The sequence below is a fragment of the Sulfurifustis variabilis genome, assembly GCF_002355415.1.
Taxonomy (GTDB): Bacteria; Pseudomonadota; Gammaproteobacteria; order Acidiferrobacterales; family Sulfurifustaceae; genus Sulfurifustis; species Sulfurifustis variabilis.
The window spans coordinates 1,357,061-1,372,208 of sequence record NZ_AP014936.1 but is presented as its reverse complement, the minus strand read 5'-3'; the positions used below and the strand labels follow the sequence as shown (position 1 = coordinate 1,372,208).

The window sequence follows — 15,148 nt, the reverse complement described above, 5'->3', positions numbered from 1 at the left end:
ATATGACGCGGGGTTCCGCCCCCGCACGACGGGCTACTTTCTTTGCTCGTGCAAAGAAAGTAGCCAAAGAAAGCACGCCCCGAATGGCGCGAAACCCCCCGCCCCTCGCTGCCTCGCGCTATGAGGTCGCCAGACGGCGCATCCTGCGCCGGCTGGACGACCGACCGGCATCCCTGCCGGTCGCCCTTCGGGCTCGCGGCGCTCGGAGCGCGAGGATCGGGCGCGCCATACGGGGCCCCCAAACCGCGGAAAGGCAACTTTCTTCGTTTCGAGTTGAGGTGGGTTGCCGTTGGGTCCCCGTTGAGCTCGCCGAGCACCGGAGCCTGGCCGGGAGGATTGCGCGAGCCTTTGATCGAGCCCGAGGCGCGTTTTATGCGCCCGGCGAGTTGGCGAGCGTCCCGGGACAGGCGAGGAGCGCAGGGGACCGCCCCGAAGGGGCGGCGAGCGATCGGGGCGCCCTTTCTTTCGTCGATTTCTTTGGGCGAGCAAAGAAATCGACCCGTCGCGCGGGGGCGGAACCCCGCGTCATAACCCGTCGCGAAGCGACTCGAGCAGTCAAATCCTTTCGGACTGACCCAATGCACCCGACCCAAGCCGACCTCAACGTCCGCCCCGCTCCCGACAAGGAGCTCGCCGACATCGCCGACTACGTGAGCGGCTACGCGATCGCGAGCGACGAGGCCTACGATACCGCCCGTCACTGCCTCCTCGACAGCCTCGGCTGCGCGATGCTCGCGCTCGGGTATCCCGAGTGCTCGCGCCACCTCGGACCGATCGTTCCCGGGAGCGTCGTCCCGAACGGCGCGCGCGTACCCGGCACGCCTTACGAGCTCGACCCGGTCAAGGCCGCCTTCGACATCGGGACGCTGGTGCGCTGGCTCGACTTCAACGACACCTGGCTCGCGGCGGAGTGGGGGCATCCGTCCGACAACCTGGGCGCGATCCTCGCCTGCGCCGACCATGTCAGCCGCACCCGGGTCGCCGCGGGCTCCCCGCTCACGGTGCGCGACGTGCTCGGTTACATGATCAAGGCGCACGAGATCCAGGGCGTGATGGCGCTCGAAAACAGCTTCAACCGCGTCGGCCTCGACCACGTGGTGCTGGTGAAGCTCGCCTCGGCGGCGGTCGCGACGCACATGCTCGGCGGCACGCGCGAACAGATCGTCGACGCGATTTCGCAGGTCTGGGTGGACGGCCAGTCGCTGCGCACCTATCGCCATGCGCCGAACGCGGGGCCGCGCAAGTCGTGGGCCGCGGGCGACGCGACGAGCCGCGGCGTGCGCCTCGCGCTCATGACGCTCAACGGTGAGCCGGGGTACCCGAGCGCGCTGACGGCGAAGACCTGGGGCTTTTACGACGTGAGCTTCAAGGGAAAACGCTTCGAGTTTCAGCGGCCGTACGGCAGCTACGTCATGGAGCACGTGCTCTTCAAGATCTCCTTCCCCGCGGAGTTTCACGCGCAGACCGCGGTGGAGTGCGCGGTGAAGCTGCATCCGCAGGTCAGAGAGCGCATCGATGAAATCGAGCGCATCGGGCTCACCACGCACGAGTCGGCGATCCGCATCATCAGCAAGGTCGGCCCGCTGCACAACTACGCGGACCGCGACCACTGCCTGCAGTACATGGTCGCCATCGGCCTGCTGCACGGCGACCTGAACGCCGATCACTACACGGACGCTGCCGCCGCCGATCCGCAGATCGACCTGCTTCGTGAAAAGATGGAAGTGCGCGAGGAGCCGCGCTACAGCCGCGACTACCTCGACCCGGACAAGCGCTCGATCGCGAACGCGGTGCAGATCTTCTTCAAGGACGGGACGAGCACGGACAGGGTGGAGGTCGAGTACCCGATCGGCCATCGCCGGAGGCGTCCGGAAGGAATCCCCAAGCTCATCGAGAAGGCGCGCCACAACCTCGCTACGCAACTTCCGAAGGGGAAGGTCGAGGCGCTGCTCGAGCTCTTCCTCGACCGCAGCCGCCTGGAAGCGACCCCGGTCCCGTCGCTGATGCAGATGCTGCAGCCATAGCCGCAACGCGGCCTGTTGCAGCTGCTGGCTCGAGGGAACCCTGGCGGCTTATCGTACGCGGAAAGCCTGCCATTGCGAGGAGCTGCAGGCGACGAAGCAATCCTGTGGGCAAGACGAGATTGCTTCGCTTCGCTCGTAATGACCCCGAGCGGCATTTCAACAGACAGCTAGGACGCGACGCGCTTTTGCCTCGCCGGCGCCTTGAGTAGCGGCGCGAGCCGCGCGCGCGGGCGCAGCAGATCGGCCAGGGTGTATCGGTCGAGCGAGCGAAAGAACGCCTCCTGCGCCTCGCCGAGCACCCCGCGCAGGGCGCAGGCGGGAGCAATCCGGCAGTCGGAGTTGCCGGCGCCGAAGCACTCGACCAGGGCCGTGTCGGCCTCGGTCTCGCGTACGAGCTCGCCGATGCGGATCTCCTCCGGGGTGCGCCCGAGCCGCACGCCTCCGCCCTTGCCCCGCACCGTTTCGAGCAGCCCCCGGGTGGCGCCGTAGTGCACCACCTTCATCAGGTGGTTCTCGGAAACCCTGTAGGCCCGGGCGATCTCGGCGATCGTGCTCAGACGGCCCTCCTGCAGGCCGAGGTACATGAGCACGCGCAGCGTGTAGTCGGTAAAGGTCGTCAGGCGCATCGCGCTTTAAGATGTATATGAGATACTTGATTATGGCCGGCGCCTGTGGTATTTGTAAAGAGGTACCTCATTTACATCTTATTCGCATGAGCGAAAAAGAAGTCAGCCGCGAGCAGATCGCGACCGCCCTCAGGGAGGTCATCGACCCGGAGGTCGGGGTGAACGTTCTGGATCTCGGCCTGGTCTACCGCGTCGAGGTGGATCTGCCCCGCGTGACGGTGCAGATGACCATGACCACCCCTGCGTGCCCTCTCGGGCCGTATCTCACCACGCAGGTGCAGGACGCGCTTCGACGCCATCTCCCGGATGCGAGCGACATCCAGGTCGACATCGTGTGGGAGCCGGCCTGGAACCCGGAGTTCATCAGCGACGAGGGGCGACGCCAGCTCGGATGGGCCGAGCAGCCCGCATGACCGACAACGTTTCTTCCAACCTGCCGTGAGGGCAACACCATGCAGCAAGACGCGCAAGCGACCATCGACGTCCGGACGATCCCGCCCCGGGAGCGCCACCCGCTCATCTTCAACACCTTCGGGCAGCTCGCGCCGGGGCAGGCGCTGCTCCTCGTGAACGACCACGACCCTAAGCCGCTCTACTACCAGTTCCAGGCGGAGCATGCGAGCCGCTTTAGCTGGCAGTACCTGGAGCAGGGACCGGAAATCTGGAAGGTCCGTATCGGCCGCGTGGTCTGACCCGCGGCGAAGGAATGAGCCCCGGCGATGAAGGCGCCCATTCGACACCGTTGGCTGCAGGGCCCCGTCCCGCCGCCGTACCGCATCCCCCTGCTGGTGCTCGGCTTCATGGCACTGGTGATCGGCGTCGGCGCGGGTTTGCGCCGGCTCGGTGTCGATGCGCCGCTGCCGTCGCCGGGGCTCATCGCGCTCCACGGACCGCTCATGGTGTCGGGATTCTTCGGGACCCTGATCAGCCTCGAGCGGGCCGTGGCCCTCGGCGCGCGCTGGACCTACGGTGGCCCCGTATTCGCCGCGCTGGGTGCCGCGACGCTAGTGGGCGGCACGCCGGTCTGGACGGGCGCGCTCCTCCTTGCGCTCGGCAGCGCGTTCCTGGTCGCCGGATCGCTGGCCGTGTTTCTGCGACAGCGCGCGGTCTTCACGGCCACGCTGCTCGCCGGCGCGGCAAGCTGGCTCATCGGCAATCTTGCCTGGCTCGCCGGGCTGCCCTTCACGGCCGTGGTGCCCTGGTGGGCCGGCTTTCTCGTGCTGACGATCGCCGGCGAGCGCCTCGAGCTCAGCCGCTTTCTCGCCCCGCCGGCGGCGGCGCAGCGCGCCTTCGTCGGCATCGTCGCGATGCTGCTCGGCGGCCTGGCACTCCTGGCCGCGGGCATCGACCCGCGCGGATTTGTCGCGTCGGGCGCGCTCCTCGCGCTCACGCTGTGGCTCGCGCGTTACGACATCGCGCGGCGCACGGTGCGCGAGACCGGCCTCACCCGATTCATCGCGGTGGCGCTGCTCTCCGGGTACGTCTGGCTCGGTGCCGCGGCGGCGATCGCGCTCGCCGGCGGCGGCCTGTTCGTCGCGCCCGCGTACGATGCGACCCTCCATGCCGTGTTCCTCGGGTTTGTCTTCTCGATGGTTTTCGGCCACGCGCCCATCATTCTGCCGGCCGTGACGCACTTCGCCGTCCGCTTCCACCGGGCGTTCTATCTGCACCTTGCGCTGCTGCACGTCTCGTTGATCGTGCGGCTCGGCGCCGACCTTGCCGGATCGGCCGATTGGCGCGCCATCGGCGGCGCGCTCAACGCGGTCGCCCTGCTCGCCTTCATCCTGAACACCGCGAGCGGTATCTGGCGCGGCCGGCTCAAGATCTCTACGCCCGCTTCGGCGCCGAATCACGGTGCCCGGGCCTGAGCACGCCATGCCAATTACTTCCTGACCGCGAGGAGGAACCATGAAAGCGCTGCCTTCGGACTTGATCGCGACCGGCCGCACCCCGCTCTACAACAACCATTCGATACCGGCCGGTTTAGGGCTTTCCCACCGGACCAGAGCCCGGACATGGGCGCGGATCACGGTGCGTTCGGGCCGGCTCCGCTATCGCTCGCTCGACACGCCTCGGGAGGCGATCATCCTCACGCCGCATCGTCCCGGCGTCGTCCCGCCCGAGGAGCGGCACCAGGTCGAACCGCTCGGCGCCGTCGAGTTTTATCTGGAGTTTTTTCAGGAATCGGCAGAGAGCGCCAGCGGGCCCGCGGCCGCACTACTGCGCCGTCTGCGCGAGGAGCACGTGAACTTCCGCCTTCTGCTCGATCTGCTGGAGCGGCAGCTCGATGCGTTCGAGCGCGCCGCGCGCCCCGACTACGAACTGATGGAGGACATCGTGCGCTACATGCGCGAGTACCCGGACCGCTTTCATCACCCGTGGGAGGATTTGATCTTCGCGCGCCTCGCGAACGCCGACACGGCCATCGAGCCGATCGTGGCCGACCTGAAACGCCAGCACGCCACGCTCGCGCGCAGCGGCAGCGACCTGCTCGACTCCCTGCGTGGCGCCGTTGCCGGGGTGCTGCTGCCGCGGCATGCGCTCGAACAGCCGGGCCGCGAGTACGTCGCGCGGTTCCGCGCCCACATGGAGATGGAGGAGCAAAAGCTGTTCCCGCTGCTCGGAACGCGTCTCGCCCCGGACGACTGGAACGCCGTCGACACGATGATGGCGGCACGCAAGGATCCCCTCTTCGGCCGCCAGGTGGCCGGACGCTACGAACGGCTCTACAGGGAGATCGCCGCGTCCACGGCGCGTGCAGGGTAGCTCGAGAGCACCGACACGCCCGAGGGCGAACCGGACCCCGGTGTACGCTGGGCCACACGCGACATGGCCCGGAGTTACGTCTCCGTGCCGGGGGTCGCGCGCGAATGCGTGAAAGCGAAAGCCATCGGTTCGCCAACGGAATCGTCGCGGCAATTCAGTCCTTCCTTGATGGGCATCCATCCGCCCCGATTTGGGGGACGGAGGCCGGGAATCGGGGCGTGGCGTCGAAGCGCGGCGCGCGGTCGAATCGGAAGCGAGGTCACGCTATAGCTTCGCAGGCGGAAAACCTCGCTCGCCGCACCTTCCAGGGACAAAGGAGGTGGACATGCCCCGCCGGCGCCTCGCGCGCGAGATCGCCGTTGTCCTCGTCGTCAAGGTTCTGCTCCTCGCGGGCATCTTCGTGCTGTTCTTCGGTCGCGCGCGATGGCTCGAGCTGGTGTCCGATTACCAGGAAGGGCGTGCCGCCGAACCGCCGTCGCCGCCTGCCGTCGAGGAAGTCCATTAGCAGGCGACATCTCCACGGGGATTCTCCCGCCATCCTTCGCGCCGCCGCCGCTATCGCGGCACCGTTCCGCGCGCACTCCCGGCACCCGCTTGGTCGAACCTGCGGTTCTTATCCCCCTGGGGACAACCGCCAAACAAGAAGACGCCCCTCGCGGGCGTCTTCGTGTTTGGCGTCCCCACGGGGATTCGAACCCCGGTTGCCGCCGTGAAAGGGCGGTGTCCTAGGCCTCTAGACGATGGGGACGTGGAGGCCGGCCGCTGGAGGGCGGCCGGGAAAACTTGGTGGAGCCAGGCGGGATCGAACCGCCGACCTCTTGCATGCCATGCAAGCGCTCTCCCAGCTGAGCTATGGCCCCGGATGCTTTGGCCTGACCGTACCGATTCCGGACGGCGGGAGTAAAGGCCTGCGCCAAAGGCCGGGTACTCTACGTGCTGAGGCCTGACCGGTCAAGCCGCCGCGCCGATAAGAGCCCGGCTTTTCCCTATTGTGCGCAAAGAGCTCGGCTCAAAATAATTCCCTGTAACGACACGATTACCGGCCGTCTTCCGTGCCGGCCCTTCAGAAGAACGCGCTTGCCGATTTTCTATGCGTTGATCATTGCCGTTGCCTTCCCGTTCAGCGGGTGCGTGCGGGAGCAGCCCGCGCCGGCCGCGAAAGAGCAACCGGCGGCCAAACAGGCGACGCCCGAGCGCGTTCCGCTCGTGGGCAGCGACCTGACCGGGCGCCCCCGGGCGGCGCCTCGCGCGACGATGGGGGCGCTGGAAGCCGAGCCCGGATCGGCTCCGCCCGCCTCCCGACCGGAAGGCGATAAGCGTTTGAAGGAAGACCGAACCGGCCGCTAAGCCGCGTCCTCGTGGCCGAGCAGCCTGGCGAGACCGGCGCCGATCGGCGTCTGGGGCACGCGCCCGAAGACCTGGCGCAGGCGCGCTACCCGGGCGCGCGAGTGGCGGATGTCTCCCGTGCGCGCCGCTTCGTGTTGGCGCTCGATGCTCCTGCCTCCCAGCTTCTCCAGCTCCGCGACCAGCTCGAGCAGGGAGCACTCCACGCCCCGCCCCACGTTCAGCACCTGCCCGACGGCCTCCTCGCTCATGAGCGCCGACGCCAACAGCTCGGCCAGATCGCCCACGTAGACGAAGTCGCGCGTCTGCCTGCCGTCGCCGTAAATCGTCACGGGACGACCCTGGCGCATGCGGTCGACGAAGATGCTGATCACGCCCGAATAGGGCGACGAGGGGTCCTGACGCGGACCGTAGATGTTGAAGAATCGAAACGCGGTGCCGGCCAGACCGAACTTGCGGCCATAGAAATCCAGGTAATGCTCGCCGGCGAGCTTGTCGGCCGCGTAGGGCGACAGGGGTTTGGTCGTCGCCTCCTCCCCCACCGGCAGGTCGGCGTTATCCCCGTACACGGCGGCCGAGCTGGCGTAGAGAAAGCGCTGCACGCGGTGACGGCGCGCCGCCTCGAGCAGGTTGAGCGTGCCGACGAAGTTCGATTCGTGCGTACCCCGCGGGTCGTCGACGCTGGCCTGGACCGAGGCGACCGCGGCCAGGTGATAGACGGCGTCGATCCCGGAAACGGCCTCCATGGCGTCGTCCTGCGCCCGGATATCGCCCTCCACGAACTCGAGGCCCGGGTGCGAGGGCAGGTTCTCGCGCTTCCCGGTCGACAGGTTATCCAGGACCCGGACCCGGTGACCCTCCCCGAGCAGGCGCTCCGTCAGATGCGAGCCGATGAAGCCGGCCCCGCCCGTAACCAGTATCCGCATTATTCCGCTCCTCCCGGGGATTTCTCGTCGAGGGGTCCGAGCCCCGCCCCTTTGACCCTACTATCCGCGTTTCCTACCATCTTATAATACAAATACAGATGGGCCGTTTCGGCACTTGAGCTCGGCACCCTTCCAGGCTGCTTCATAATTAACGTCTCGATCGCGGTGAATTCCGACGGAGCACCGAACGCACCGGACGTCTCCGGTTGCCCGGGCGTCTCCGCCGTACGCCGCTTCGGGCCAACGGGGGACCCGTTCCTATGAGTATTGTCGCGGTGGTGGGACTTGGCTATGTGGGCTTGCCCCTGGCCGTGGAGTTCGGCAAGAAACACGAAACGATCGGCTACGACCTGAGCGCCGAAAAGATCGACCAGTACCGCCGTCACGTGGATCCGACGGGCGAAGTGTCGAGCGAGGAGCTCCGCGCCGCCCGGCGGCTGCACGTGACCAACGACCCCGCGGAGATCGCGAAGGCCGATTTCATCGTGGTGGCCGTCCCGACGCCCGTGGACGAGGCCCATCAGCCCGACTTCAGTCCGCTCGTGGGCGCGAGCCGCACGGTCGGCAAGCACATGAAGCGCGGCACCATCGTCGTGTACGAATCCACCGTTTACCCGGGCGCCACCGAGGAGGTATGCATACCCGTGCTCGAGCAGCAGTCGGGAATGCGATGGAAGAAGGATTTCCACGTGGGCTACTCGCCCGAGCGCATCAATCCCGGCGACAAGGAACACACGCTCACGCGCATCGTGAAGGTGGTCTCCGGGGACACGCCCGAGACGCTCGAGGCGGTCGCCGAGCTCTACGGCTCGGTCATCACGGCCGGCGTCCACAGGGCATCCGGCATCAAGGTGGCGGAGGCGGCCAAGGTCATCGAGAACACGCAGCGCGACCTCAACATCGCGCTCATGAACGAGCTGGCGATCATCTTCGATCGCATCGGCATCGATACGCTCGAAGTGCTGCAGGCCGCCGGCACGAAGTGGAACTTCCTGCCCTTCCGGCCGGGGCTCGTCGGCGGCCACTGCATAGGTGTCGATCCCTACTACCTGACGCACAAGGCGGAAATGCTCGGCTATCACCCGCAGGTGATCCTCGCCGGCCGGCGCATCAACGACGGGATGGGCAAGTTCATCGCCGAGCAGACGATCAAGCAGATGATCCAGGCGGGCTCACACGTGAAGGGCGCGAAAGTGAACGTGCTCGGGCTCACCTTCAAGGAGGACGTGCCCGACCTGCGCAACTCGCGCGTGATCGATGTCATCAACGAGCTGCGCACCTTCGGGGTCGAAGTTCACGTGCACGACCCGGTTCCCGTCCAGCACGAGGCGAAGCACGAGTACGGCATCGATCTGGTCGGCTGGGAGGATCTGCCGGCCGCCGAGGCGATTGTCGCGGCCGTGGCGCACAAGCCGTTTCTCGCGATGTCGCCGAAGGACTTCTCGAAAAAGCTCACGAAGGGCGGGTGCTTCGTCGACGTCAAGTCGCGGTTCGACGCGCAGGCCTTGCGCGCGGCCGGCATGAACGTCTGGCGTTTGTAGGCGCAAGACCGCGCGCGATGCACGGGCACCGCCGCCCGTCCGCGTCTCGTACCCGTTGATCCGGGGTCGTAAATCGCTCGGGCAAAAGCACCTATCATTACTTTCTGCCCGGTCCCGCGGTTGCGCCCTCACCGGAGGGCGCCATGGACCGGTGCCGAGGATATCGATGAACAATAAGAAGAGTGTCGCCCGTCCGGCTTTCGCTTCGTTCCTGACTGTCCTGACCCTTTCGCTCGCCGCCTGCGGCGGCGGTGGCGGGGACGGCTCGACGAGCAGCGGGCGCCAGACGTCCCTTCCGCTCGGGGACGGCAAGGATCTGTGCGAAGGTCTGATCATCGACAAGGTCAACCGGCCGATGACGGCGCTCGCCAAGCCCGGTGTCGGCCAGTTCGTTATCGATCCGCAGTTCGGGACCACCATTCGCCGAATCACGAACGTGGGCGGGACCGGCGTCATCAAGCCGGCCTACTCGACGATCCCCGCGTGGAACGCGGACGAGTCGTACCTCATCCTGTACCAGACGAACACCGCAAACGCCGGCCACCACCTTTACAACGGCAAGACCTACCAGTACATCCGCAAGCTGAACATCGATCCGCCGGACCTCGAGCAGTTCTACTGGCACGCGACCGACCCGGACATTCTCTACTACATCGACTCGAGCACGAACACGTTGACACGCTACCAAGTCAGCACCGACGCCAAGCAGGCAATCCGCACCTTCTCGTGCGCAGCCGGACAGGTCGACGGCGGCAACGATCCGATGTACATGTCCTGGGACTCCGACCTGATCGGCCTCGCCTGCGAAGATGGCACCGTTTTCAGCTATCGGATCAGCACCAATACCCTGGGCAGTGCGATCAACGTCATCAACGCGAGCCTGACGGCGCCCGTGGCCGCCCCGAGCGGCACGCAGATGTTCTTCAATCGGAGCAACCGGGCCGAAGTGCGCCAAGTGAATAGCATGTCCTACATTCGCGAGATCGCTGGCATGGACGCGGACGAGCACGGGTCGGTGCACCTGCTAGCCGATGGTAGCGACGTCTTCACAGCTGTCCAGTTCGGCACCTACGAGGGCTCGGTCGTCGTCGGCGACATGGGCACGGGCAACGTGCGCGTGGTCGTCGGCCCCGACACGGGCTATCCCTATCCGCCGAGCGGCACCCACATCTCCGGCGTCTCGCTCAAGCGCCCCGGCTGGGTCGCGGTTTCTATCGTTGGCGACGGCAACGGACAGAGTCTTCTGGACAACGAGCTGCTGCTGGTCGACACGAATCCGGGTGGACAGGTCTGCCGGGTCGGCCATCACCGGTCCATGGGCGACTACGGTCCTCAAGATTACTGGGCAGAGCCGCACGTCGTGATCAGCCCCAGCGGCACCCGAATGCTCTTCGGAAGCGACTGGGGCGGCGGCGCGACGGTCGACACGTACGTGGTGGAGCTGCCCTCCTACCAGCCCTGAAGCGGTACGCGATCACTGCCCCCGTCGGACGAAGCAGCCTGTTCGTCTGACGGGCGTCCGCCTTAGCGCACTTCTTTATCGCTTCTCCGGTTCCGCTCGTTCGCCGGGTTGCCCCTTCCATCCGTATCGCGCCGCCGCGCGTCCGATCGCGCGATTCTTCCCGGATTCGCGACTTACTATTTCCCCAGACGTTCAAACGCCTAGCGCGCATCAGCACGTCGTCAACAACAGCGCGCGCGGCGGAGATGTCCGACGGCACCGCCGTACGGGCACGGGGAGGGGTCAACGGAGCAACCGGTGACCAAACAACAAGACAAAGCATTTTCGGCAAAACGGCATTTCCCTCATTCCACTCATTCCCCGTCGTTTCCCGGCACCCTCGTCCTCGGGGTCCTGCTCGCGTTCCTCGGTGGATGCGGAGGCGGTGCAGGAAGCGACGCAGAAGGCAGCGGCAGCACCGGCGGAACGGGACTGACGCCGCCGCCCGGCACGCACGAATTGAACGTCACGCTCTCCGGCAGCGGACAGGTCGTCTCCCAGCCGGCGGGAATCGACTGCGGCAGCAGCTGCACGGCCGATTTCGGGGCCGGCAGCTCCGTCACGCTCTCCGCGACGCCGTCCCCGGGCTTCGCCTTCGCGGGCTGGTCCGGCAACTGCTCCGGCACGGGAGACTGCACGGTCCTCATGACCGCGGCCCGCGGCGTGACCGCGGCGTTCGTCGAGACCGGCGGCGGCACGCCGACCTCCTACACGCTCAACGTTTCCCGGACCGGCAACGGCACGGTCACCAGCGCTCCGGCCGGGATCAGCTGCGGCAGCGCCTGCTCCGCTTCGTACGCGGCGGGGACGTCCGTGACGCTCAGCGCCTCGGCGGCGTCCGGGTACACGTTCGCGGGCTGGAGCGGCGGCTGCTCGGGAAGCGGCAGCTGCACCGTGTCCATGACGCAGGCGCGAAGCGTCGCCGCGACCTTCACGCAGAGCGCGCCGACGTCCTATACGCTGAGCGTATCGAAGAACGGCTCGGGCACCGTGACGAGCGCTCCGGCCGGGATCAGCTGCGGCAGCGCCTGCTCCGCCTCGTATGCCTCCGGCACGTCGGTGACGCTCAGCGCCTCCGCGGCGTCCGGTTACACCTTCAGCGGCTGGAGCGGAAGCGGCTGCTCGGGAACGGGCGCCTGCACGGTCTCCATGACCCAGGCGCGCAGCGTATCGGCGAGCTTCACCCAGAATACGGCGAGCGCCGACCTCTGCAACGGCCTCGTCACCGACAAGGTTGCCCATCCGATGCCGGCGCTCGCAAAACCGGCGTTGGGGCAAACGGTCACCGATCCGGCCTTCGGCACCACCATCCGCCGCATCACCGAGGTCGGGGGAACCGGCGTGATCAAGCCGGCGTACTCGACCATCCCGGCCTGGAACGCGGACGAAAGCTACCTCATCCTCTACCACACCAATACGTCGAACAGCGGGCATCACCTGTACGACGGCAAGACCTACCAGTACATCAGGAAGCTCGACATCAATCCGCCCGACTTGGAGCAGTTCTACTGGCACACCACCGACCCGGACGTGCTCTTTTACGTGAACTCGAGCACGAAGACGCTGACCCGCTACCGGGTGAGCACGGGCGCCAAGGAGGCGATCAAGACCTTCTCGTGCGGCGGGAGCGTCTCGGGCGGCTCCGATCCGATGTTCATGTCCTGGGACTCGGACGTCATCGGCCTGCGCTGCTCCTCCGGCTTCGTCTTCACCTACCGCATCAGCACGGACACTGTCGGCGCGACGCTGAGCAGCGGCTCGGGGAACGCACCCATCGCGTCGGCCAGCGGAACCACGGTCTTCTTCGCCAACGGCGGCAACGCGGAAGTGCGCGACCTGGACATGCAGTATCTGCGCGGGCTGCCGATCGACCCGAACGAGCACGCCTCCCTCGGACGCCTGGCGAACGGCCATGACACCCACAACGCGGTGTCGTTCGGCGGCTACGAAGGTTCACTCGTCACGGCGGACATGACGGATGGATCGGTACGCGTGATCGTGGGACCCGAGACCGGGTATCCGTATCCCCCGGGCGGCACGCACGTCTCGGCGCTCGCCTTCAAGAAGCCGGGATGGGTCGCGTTGTCGATCGTCGGCAGCACGAACGGCGCGAACACGCTGAACCAGGAGCTCGTGCTGGCCGACAGCAACGCCGGCGGCAAGGTCTGCCGCGTGGCGCATCACCGGTCGTGGGGCAAGGCCGGCCCGCGCGGATACTGGGCCGAACCGCACGTGGTCATCAGCCCGAGCGGAACGCGCCTGCTCTTCGGAAGCGACTGGGGCGGCGGGTCGTCGGTCGACGCCTACGTCGTGGAGCTTCCGAGCTACGTCCCCTGATCGACGCCGACCGCGCGGCAGGGTCGCCGCGCGGTCTTGCCGGCGTGCAGGTCATACAAGCGGGGTCGAGGCGTCAGGGGGTCGCTTCGGTTCTCGGCCACGACCCCCCGACGGTCAGCGGGGGACCGGCCCGCCACGAAGCCACCGCTTGACCCGGCGGGCAGCGCCGAGGCAACGTGCCGCCTGCTTCCCGAGGCTGCTCGTGGCGTAAATTCCCGACACCAGCGTTCGCCGGCCGCTCCACAGGCGATCGATGAAGGATCCTTCGTCGGCGCCGCTGTCGAAGTACCGGAGGTGGGGCCACCGTTGCGGCGCGTTTCGAAGCAGTTCGAGCTCGTTCAGCAGGCCCGGGCTGTACCGGGCGTAGGCCGGATCCCAACCGAGCTTGAACGCGAAGCCGACGTCCTGCGCGATCAGGTTGATCGTCGACGCGATCGCGCGCTCCCGCACGCGGAGCTCGGTGAAGAATCCCTGCCCCGCCGCGCCGAACGCACGCGTCATCTCCTCGAAGAACGCGGCGTGTCCCGGCCGGACCTTCAACGAACGCCCCCGCTCGCCTCTCCAGCCGAGGTGCTCGAGGTCGATGAAACGCCGCGCCGCCTCCGCGTCGTCGCTCGCCGTCGACCGCCATTCCACCGGGCCGATCTCTTCCAGCCTCCGGCGGCGGCGCCTGAAGTTCTTCGCCCCGTCGCGTCCCAGTACACGTTCAACGTAGCGCTCCCCCGCCTCCGCGGGCACGAAGACGGCCCGGCGGGTGCGGGCGATCTCGAACCAGGCGGCGCCGGCATCGACGGCCGCGGCCGTCAGGCCGCGATCGAGCTCGTCGCCGCCCGAGCGGTCGTAGAAGGCCACGCCGTGCCAGGGGCAGTCCGGCCCGCGAAGGAACCGGAAGAAGGCCCGCAGCGCCGAACCCGCCTCTTCCGCGCCGACGAGCAGACCGGACAGGTAGGAATGCGGCGACCGGAACGCCCGCAGGTGCGGGAGCGGGAAGTGCCGGGAGCGCGCCAAGGACTGGAACGCCCCGACGCCGACCAGCCGGGGCCCGGTCCTTTCCGCCCGCTCCAGACACAGGAGAAGGACGGATCCCCCGAAGCCGAGATGCCGTACGGCGGGCACGACCAGGCGCGGCGAGAGATAAGCGTTGGGCTCGAGCGCGCGCTGTTCGAGCTCGAGCCACTCCCGCATCGTCCGGTCGTCGATCTCCTCGAGACGGACGACGCGAACGTCGATGCCGCCGGCGATGACCTCCTTCGAAACCATGCCCGTTACCTGACCCAGATCCGCCCCCGTTTCACCCGACACAGTCCCGCGGAAGCGATAACCCGTCCGTTACAGCCGGCCGGACAGGTAATACCACGCGTAGCCGACGAACTCGTGCATCGCTGCCGTGCTTTTCACGAGGGCGGTGATCTGCGGTATCAGCGCGTCCTCGATATCGGGCCGCACGTAGCGCCGATCCACCGCGCGAGGGCACACCTCAATACCCTGCGCGCCGAACGCAGCCGCTGCCCGCGGCATGTGCATCGCGGAGGTGACCAGATGGATGCGCGTCCCGCCGTTGCGGAGCAGCCGCGCGACCCCGACGGCGCTCTCGTGCGTGTTCCCGGAGCTGCGCTCGACCCGGATCCGCTCCGCGCTCACGCCGAGGCGGAGCGCGAGATGCCGCATGAGATCGGCTTCCGTCACCGACTCCCCCGATCCGCCGGCAAGCACGAGCAGGCTCCCGGCGTCGGTTCGCGCGAGCGTCGCGCCCTCCACGGTCCGTCGAAACCCGGCTTCCTGCAGGTGCGCGACGTCCGCGTCGCTCTCCGGGGTGCCGGTCTTCCCGCCCGCGAGCACCACGTAGACCCGGGCGCCGTCCCCGGGAGCGCATTCCCGGACCGCGAAGACGCCGTGTTCCAGGGCTCCCACCATCAGATTGGCGCCGAGCGGGCTCGCGAACCAGAAATAGGCCACCGACAGGCCGCCGGCCAGCGCGAAGAGTCCGCGGTTCCCCGCGGTCGATCTGCGCCAGGCGAGCGCCGAAAGCGCGAGCATCGCCCAACCCAGGAGCGCGACCGGTTCGAACAGCACGCGCACCCGG

General features: G+C 67.5%; 13 protein-coding genes and 2 tRNA genes. 9 read left to right on the top strand and 6 right to left on the bottom strand.

Annotated elements, in window-relative coordinates; genetic code table 11:
- Positions 1 to 578 precede the first annotated feature (578 nt).
- Positions 579 to 2,024 (top strand): bifunctional 2-methylcitrate dehydratase/aconitate hydratase, encoded by a 1,446-nt coding sequence (locus tag SVA_RS06675; RefSeq protein ID WP_096460497.1) that lies wholly within the window; start codon positions 579 to 581, stop codon positions 2,022 to 2,024.
- Between the two features lie 167 nt (positions 2,025 to 2,191).
- On the opposite strand, the gene SVA_RS06670 is transcribed toward SVA_RS06675, so the two are convergent.
- Positions 2,192 to 2,650, bottom strand: coding sequence for an Rrf2 family transcriptional regulator (locus tag SVA_RS06670; RefSeq protein ID WP_096460496.1), 459 nt, complete (start codon positions 2,648 to 2,650; stop codon positions 2,192 to 2,194).
- An 86-nt stretch (positions 2,651 to 2,736) separates the two neighbouring features.
- Between SVA_RS06670 and SVA_RS06665 the strand changes: the two genes are divergently transcribed.
- From SVA_RS06665 to cydP, 5 genes are all read left to right on the top strand, one after another.
- Positions 2,737 to 3,063: a metal-sulfur cluster assembly factor gene (locus SVA_RS06665; protein ID WP_096460495.1), complete on the top strand. Its 327-nt coding sequence runs from the start codon at positions 2,737 to 2,739 to the stop codon at positions 3,061 to 3,063.
- A 39-nt stretch (positions 3,064 to 3,102) separates the two neighbouring features.
- Positions 3,103 to 3,342, top strand: coding sequence for a DUF2249 domain-containing protein (locus tag SVA_RS06660; RefSeq protein ID WP_096460494.1), 240 nt, complete (start codon positions 3,103 to 3,105; stop codon positions 3,340 to 3,342).
- A 27-nt stretch (positions 3,343 to 3,369) separates the two neighbouring features.
- Positions 3,370 to 4,518 carry a hypothetical protein gene (locus SVA_RS06655; protein ID WP_096460493.1) on the top strand — a complete coding sequence of 383 codons (1,149 nt, stop codon included), beginning with the start codon at positions 3,370 to 3,372 and terminating at the stop codon, positions 4,516 to 4,518.
- A 40-nt stretch (positions 4,519 to 4,558) separates the two neighbouring features.
- The gene (locus SVA_RS06650; RefSeq protein WP_096460492.1) at positions 4,559 to 5,416 is read left to right on the top strand and encodes a TehB-like domain-containing protein; all 858 of its coding nucleotides are present in this window, start codon (positions 4,559 to 4,561) and stop codon (positions 5,414 to 5,416) included.
- Between the two features lie 325 nt (positions 5,417 to 5,741).
- Positions 5,742 to 5,921, top strand: coding sequence for a cytochrome oxidase putative small subunit CydP (gene cydP, locus SVA_RS06645; protein WP_096460491.1), 180 nt, complete (start codon positions 5,742 to 5,744; stop codon positions 5,919 to 5,921).
- A 167-nt stretch (positions 5,922 to 6,088) separates the two neighbouring features.
- Here cydP and SVA_RS06640 read toward each other — a convergent pair.
- The 3 genes from SVA_RS06640 to SVA_RS06625 form a co-directional block, all read right to left on the bottom strand.
- Positions 6,089 to 6,164, bottom strand: a tRNA-Glu gene (locus SVA_RS06640).
- A gap of 36 nt (positions 6,165 to 6,200) precedes the next feature.
- Positions 6,201 to 6,276: transfer RNA gene (locus SVA_RS06635), tRNA-Ala, on the bottom strand.
- A gap of 483 nt (positions 6,277 to 6,759) precedes the next feature.
- Positions 6,760 to 7,686 (bottom strand): NAD-dependent epimerase/dehydratase family protein, encoded by a 927-nt coding sequence (locus tag SVA_RS06625; protein WP_096460489.1) that lies wholly within the window; start codon positions 7,684 to 7,686, stop codon positions 6,760 to 6,762.
- A gap of 260 nt (positions 7,687 to 7,946) precedes the next feature.
- Here SVA_RS06625 and SVA_RS06620 point away from each other — a divergent pair, with 260 nt between their 5' ends.
- From SVA_RS06620 to SVA_RS20000, 3 genes are all read left to right on the top strand, one after another.
- Positions 7,947 to 9,227, top strand: coding sequence for a nucleotide sugar dehydrogenase (locus SVA_RS06620; RefSeq protein ID WP_096460488.1), 1,281 nt, complete (start codon positions 7,947 to 7,949; stop codon positions 9,225 to 9,227).
- 166 nt (positions 9,228 to 9,393) lie between these two features.
- The gene (locus SVA_RS06615; RefSeq protein WP_197703396.1) at positions 9,394 to 10,689 is read left to right on the top strand and encodes a hypothetical protein; all 1,296 of its coding nucleotides are present in this window, start codon (positions 9,394 to 9,396) and stop codon (positions 10,687 to 10,689) included.
- A gap of 297 nt (positions 10,690 to 10,986) precedes the next feature.
- Positions 10,987 to 13,065, top strand: a complete 2,079-nt coding sequence (locus SVA_RS20000) for an InlB B-repeat-containing protein (protein ID WP_197703395.1) — start codon at positions 10,987 to 10,989, stop codon at positions 13,063 to 13,065.
- Between the two features lie 114 nt (positions 13,066 to 13,179).
- Here SVA_RS20000 and SVA_RS06595 read toward each other — a convergent pair whose 3' ends face one another.
- Together SVA_RS06595 and SVA_RS06590 are read right to left on the bottom strand one after the other, a co-directional pair.
- On the bottom strand, positions 13,180 to 14,325 hold the full coding sequence (locus SVA_RS06595; RefSeq protein WP_096460486.1) for a GNAT family N-acetyltransferase: 1,146 nt from the start codon (positions 14,323 to 14,325) through the stop codon (positions 13,180 to 13,182).
- A 69-nt stretch (positions 14,326 to 14,394) separates the two neighbouring features.
- Positions 14,395 to 15,144, bottom strand: a complete 750-nt coding sequence (locus SVA_RS06590; protein ID WP_096460485.1) for a YdcF family protein — start codon at positions 15,142 to 15,144, stop codon at positions 14,395 to 14,397.
- Positions 15,145 to 15,148: the final 4 nt, after the last annotated feature.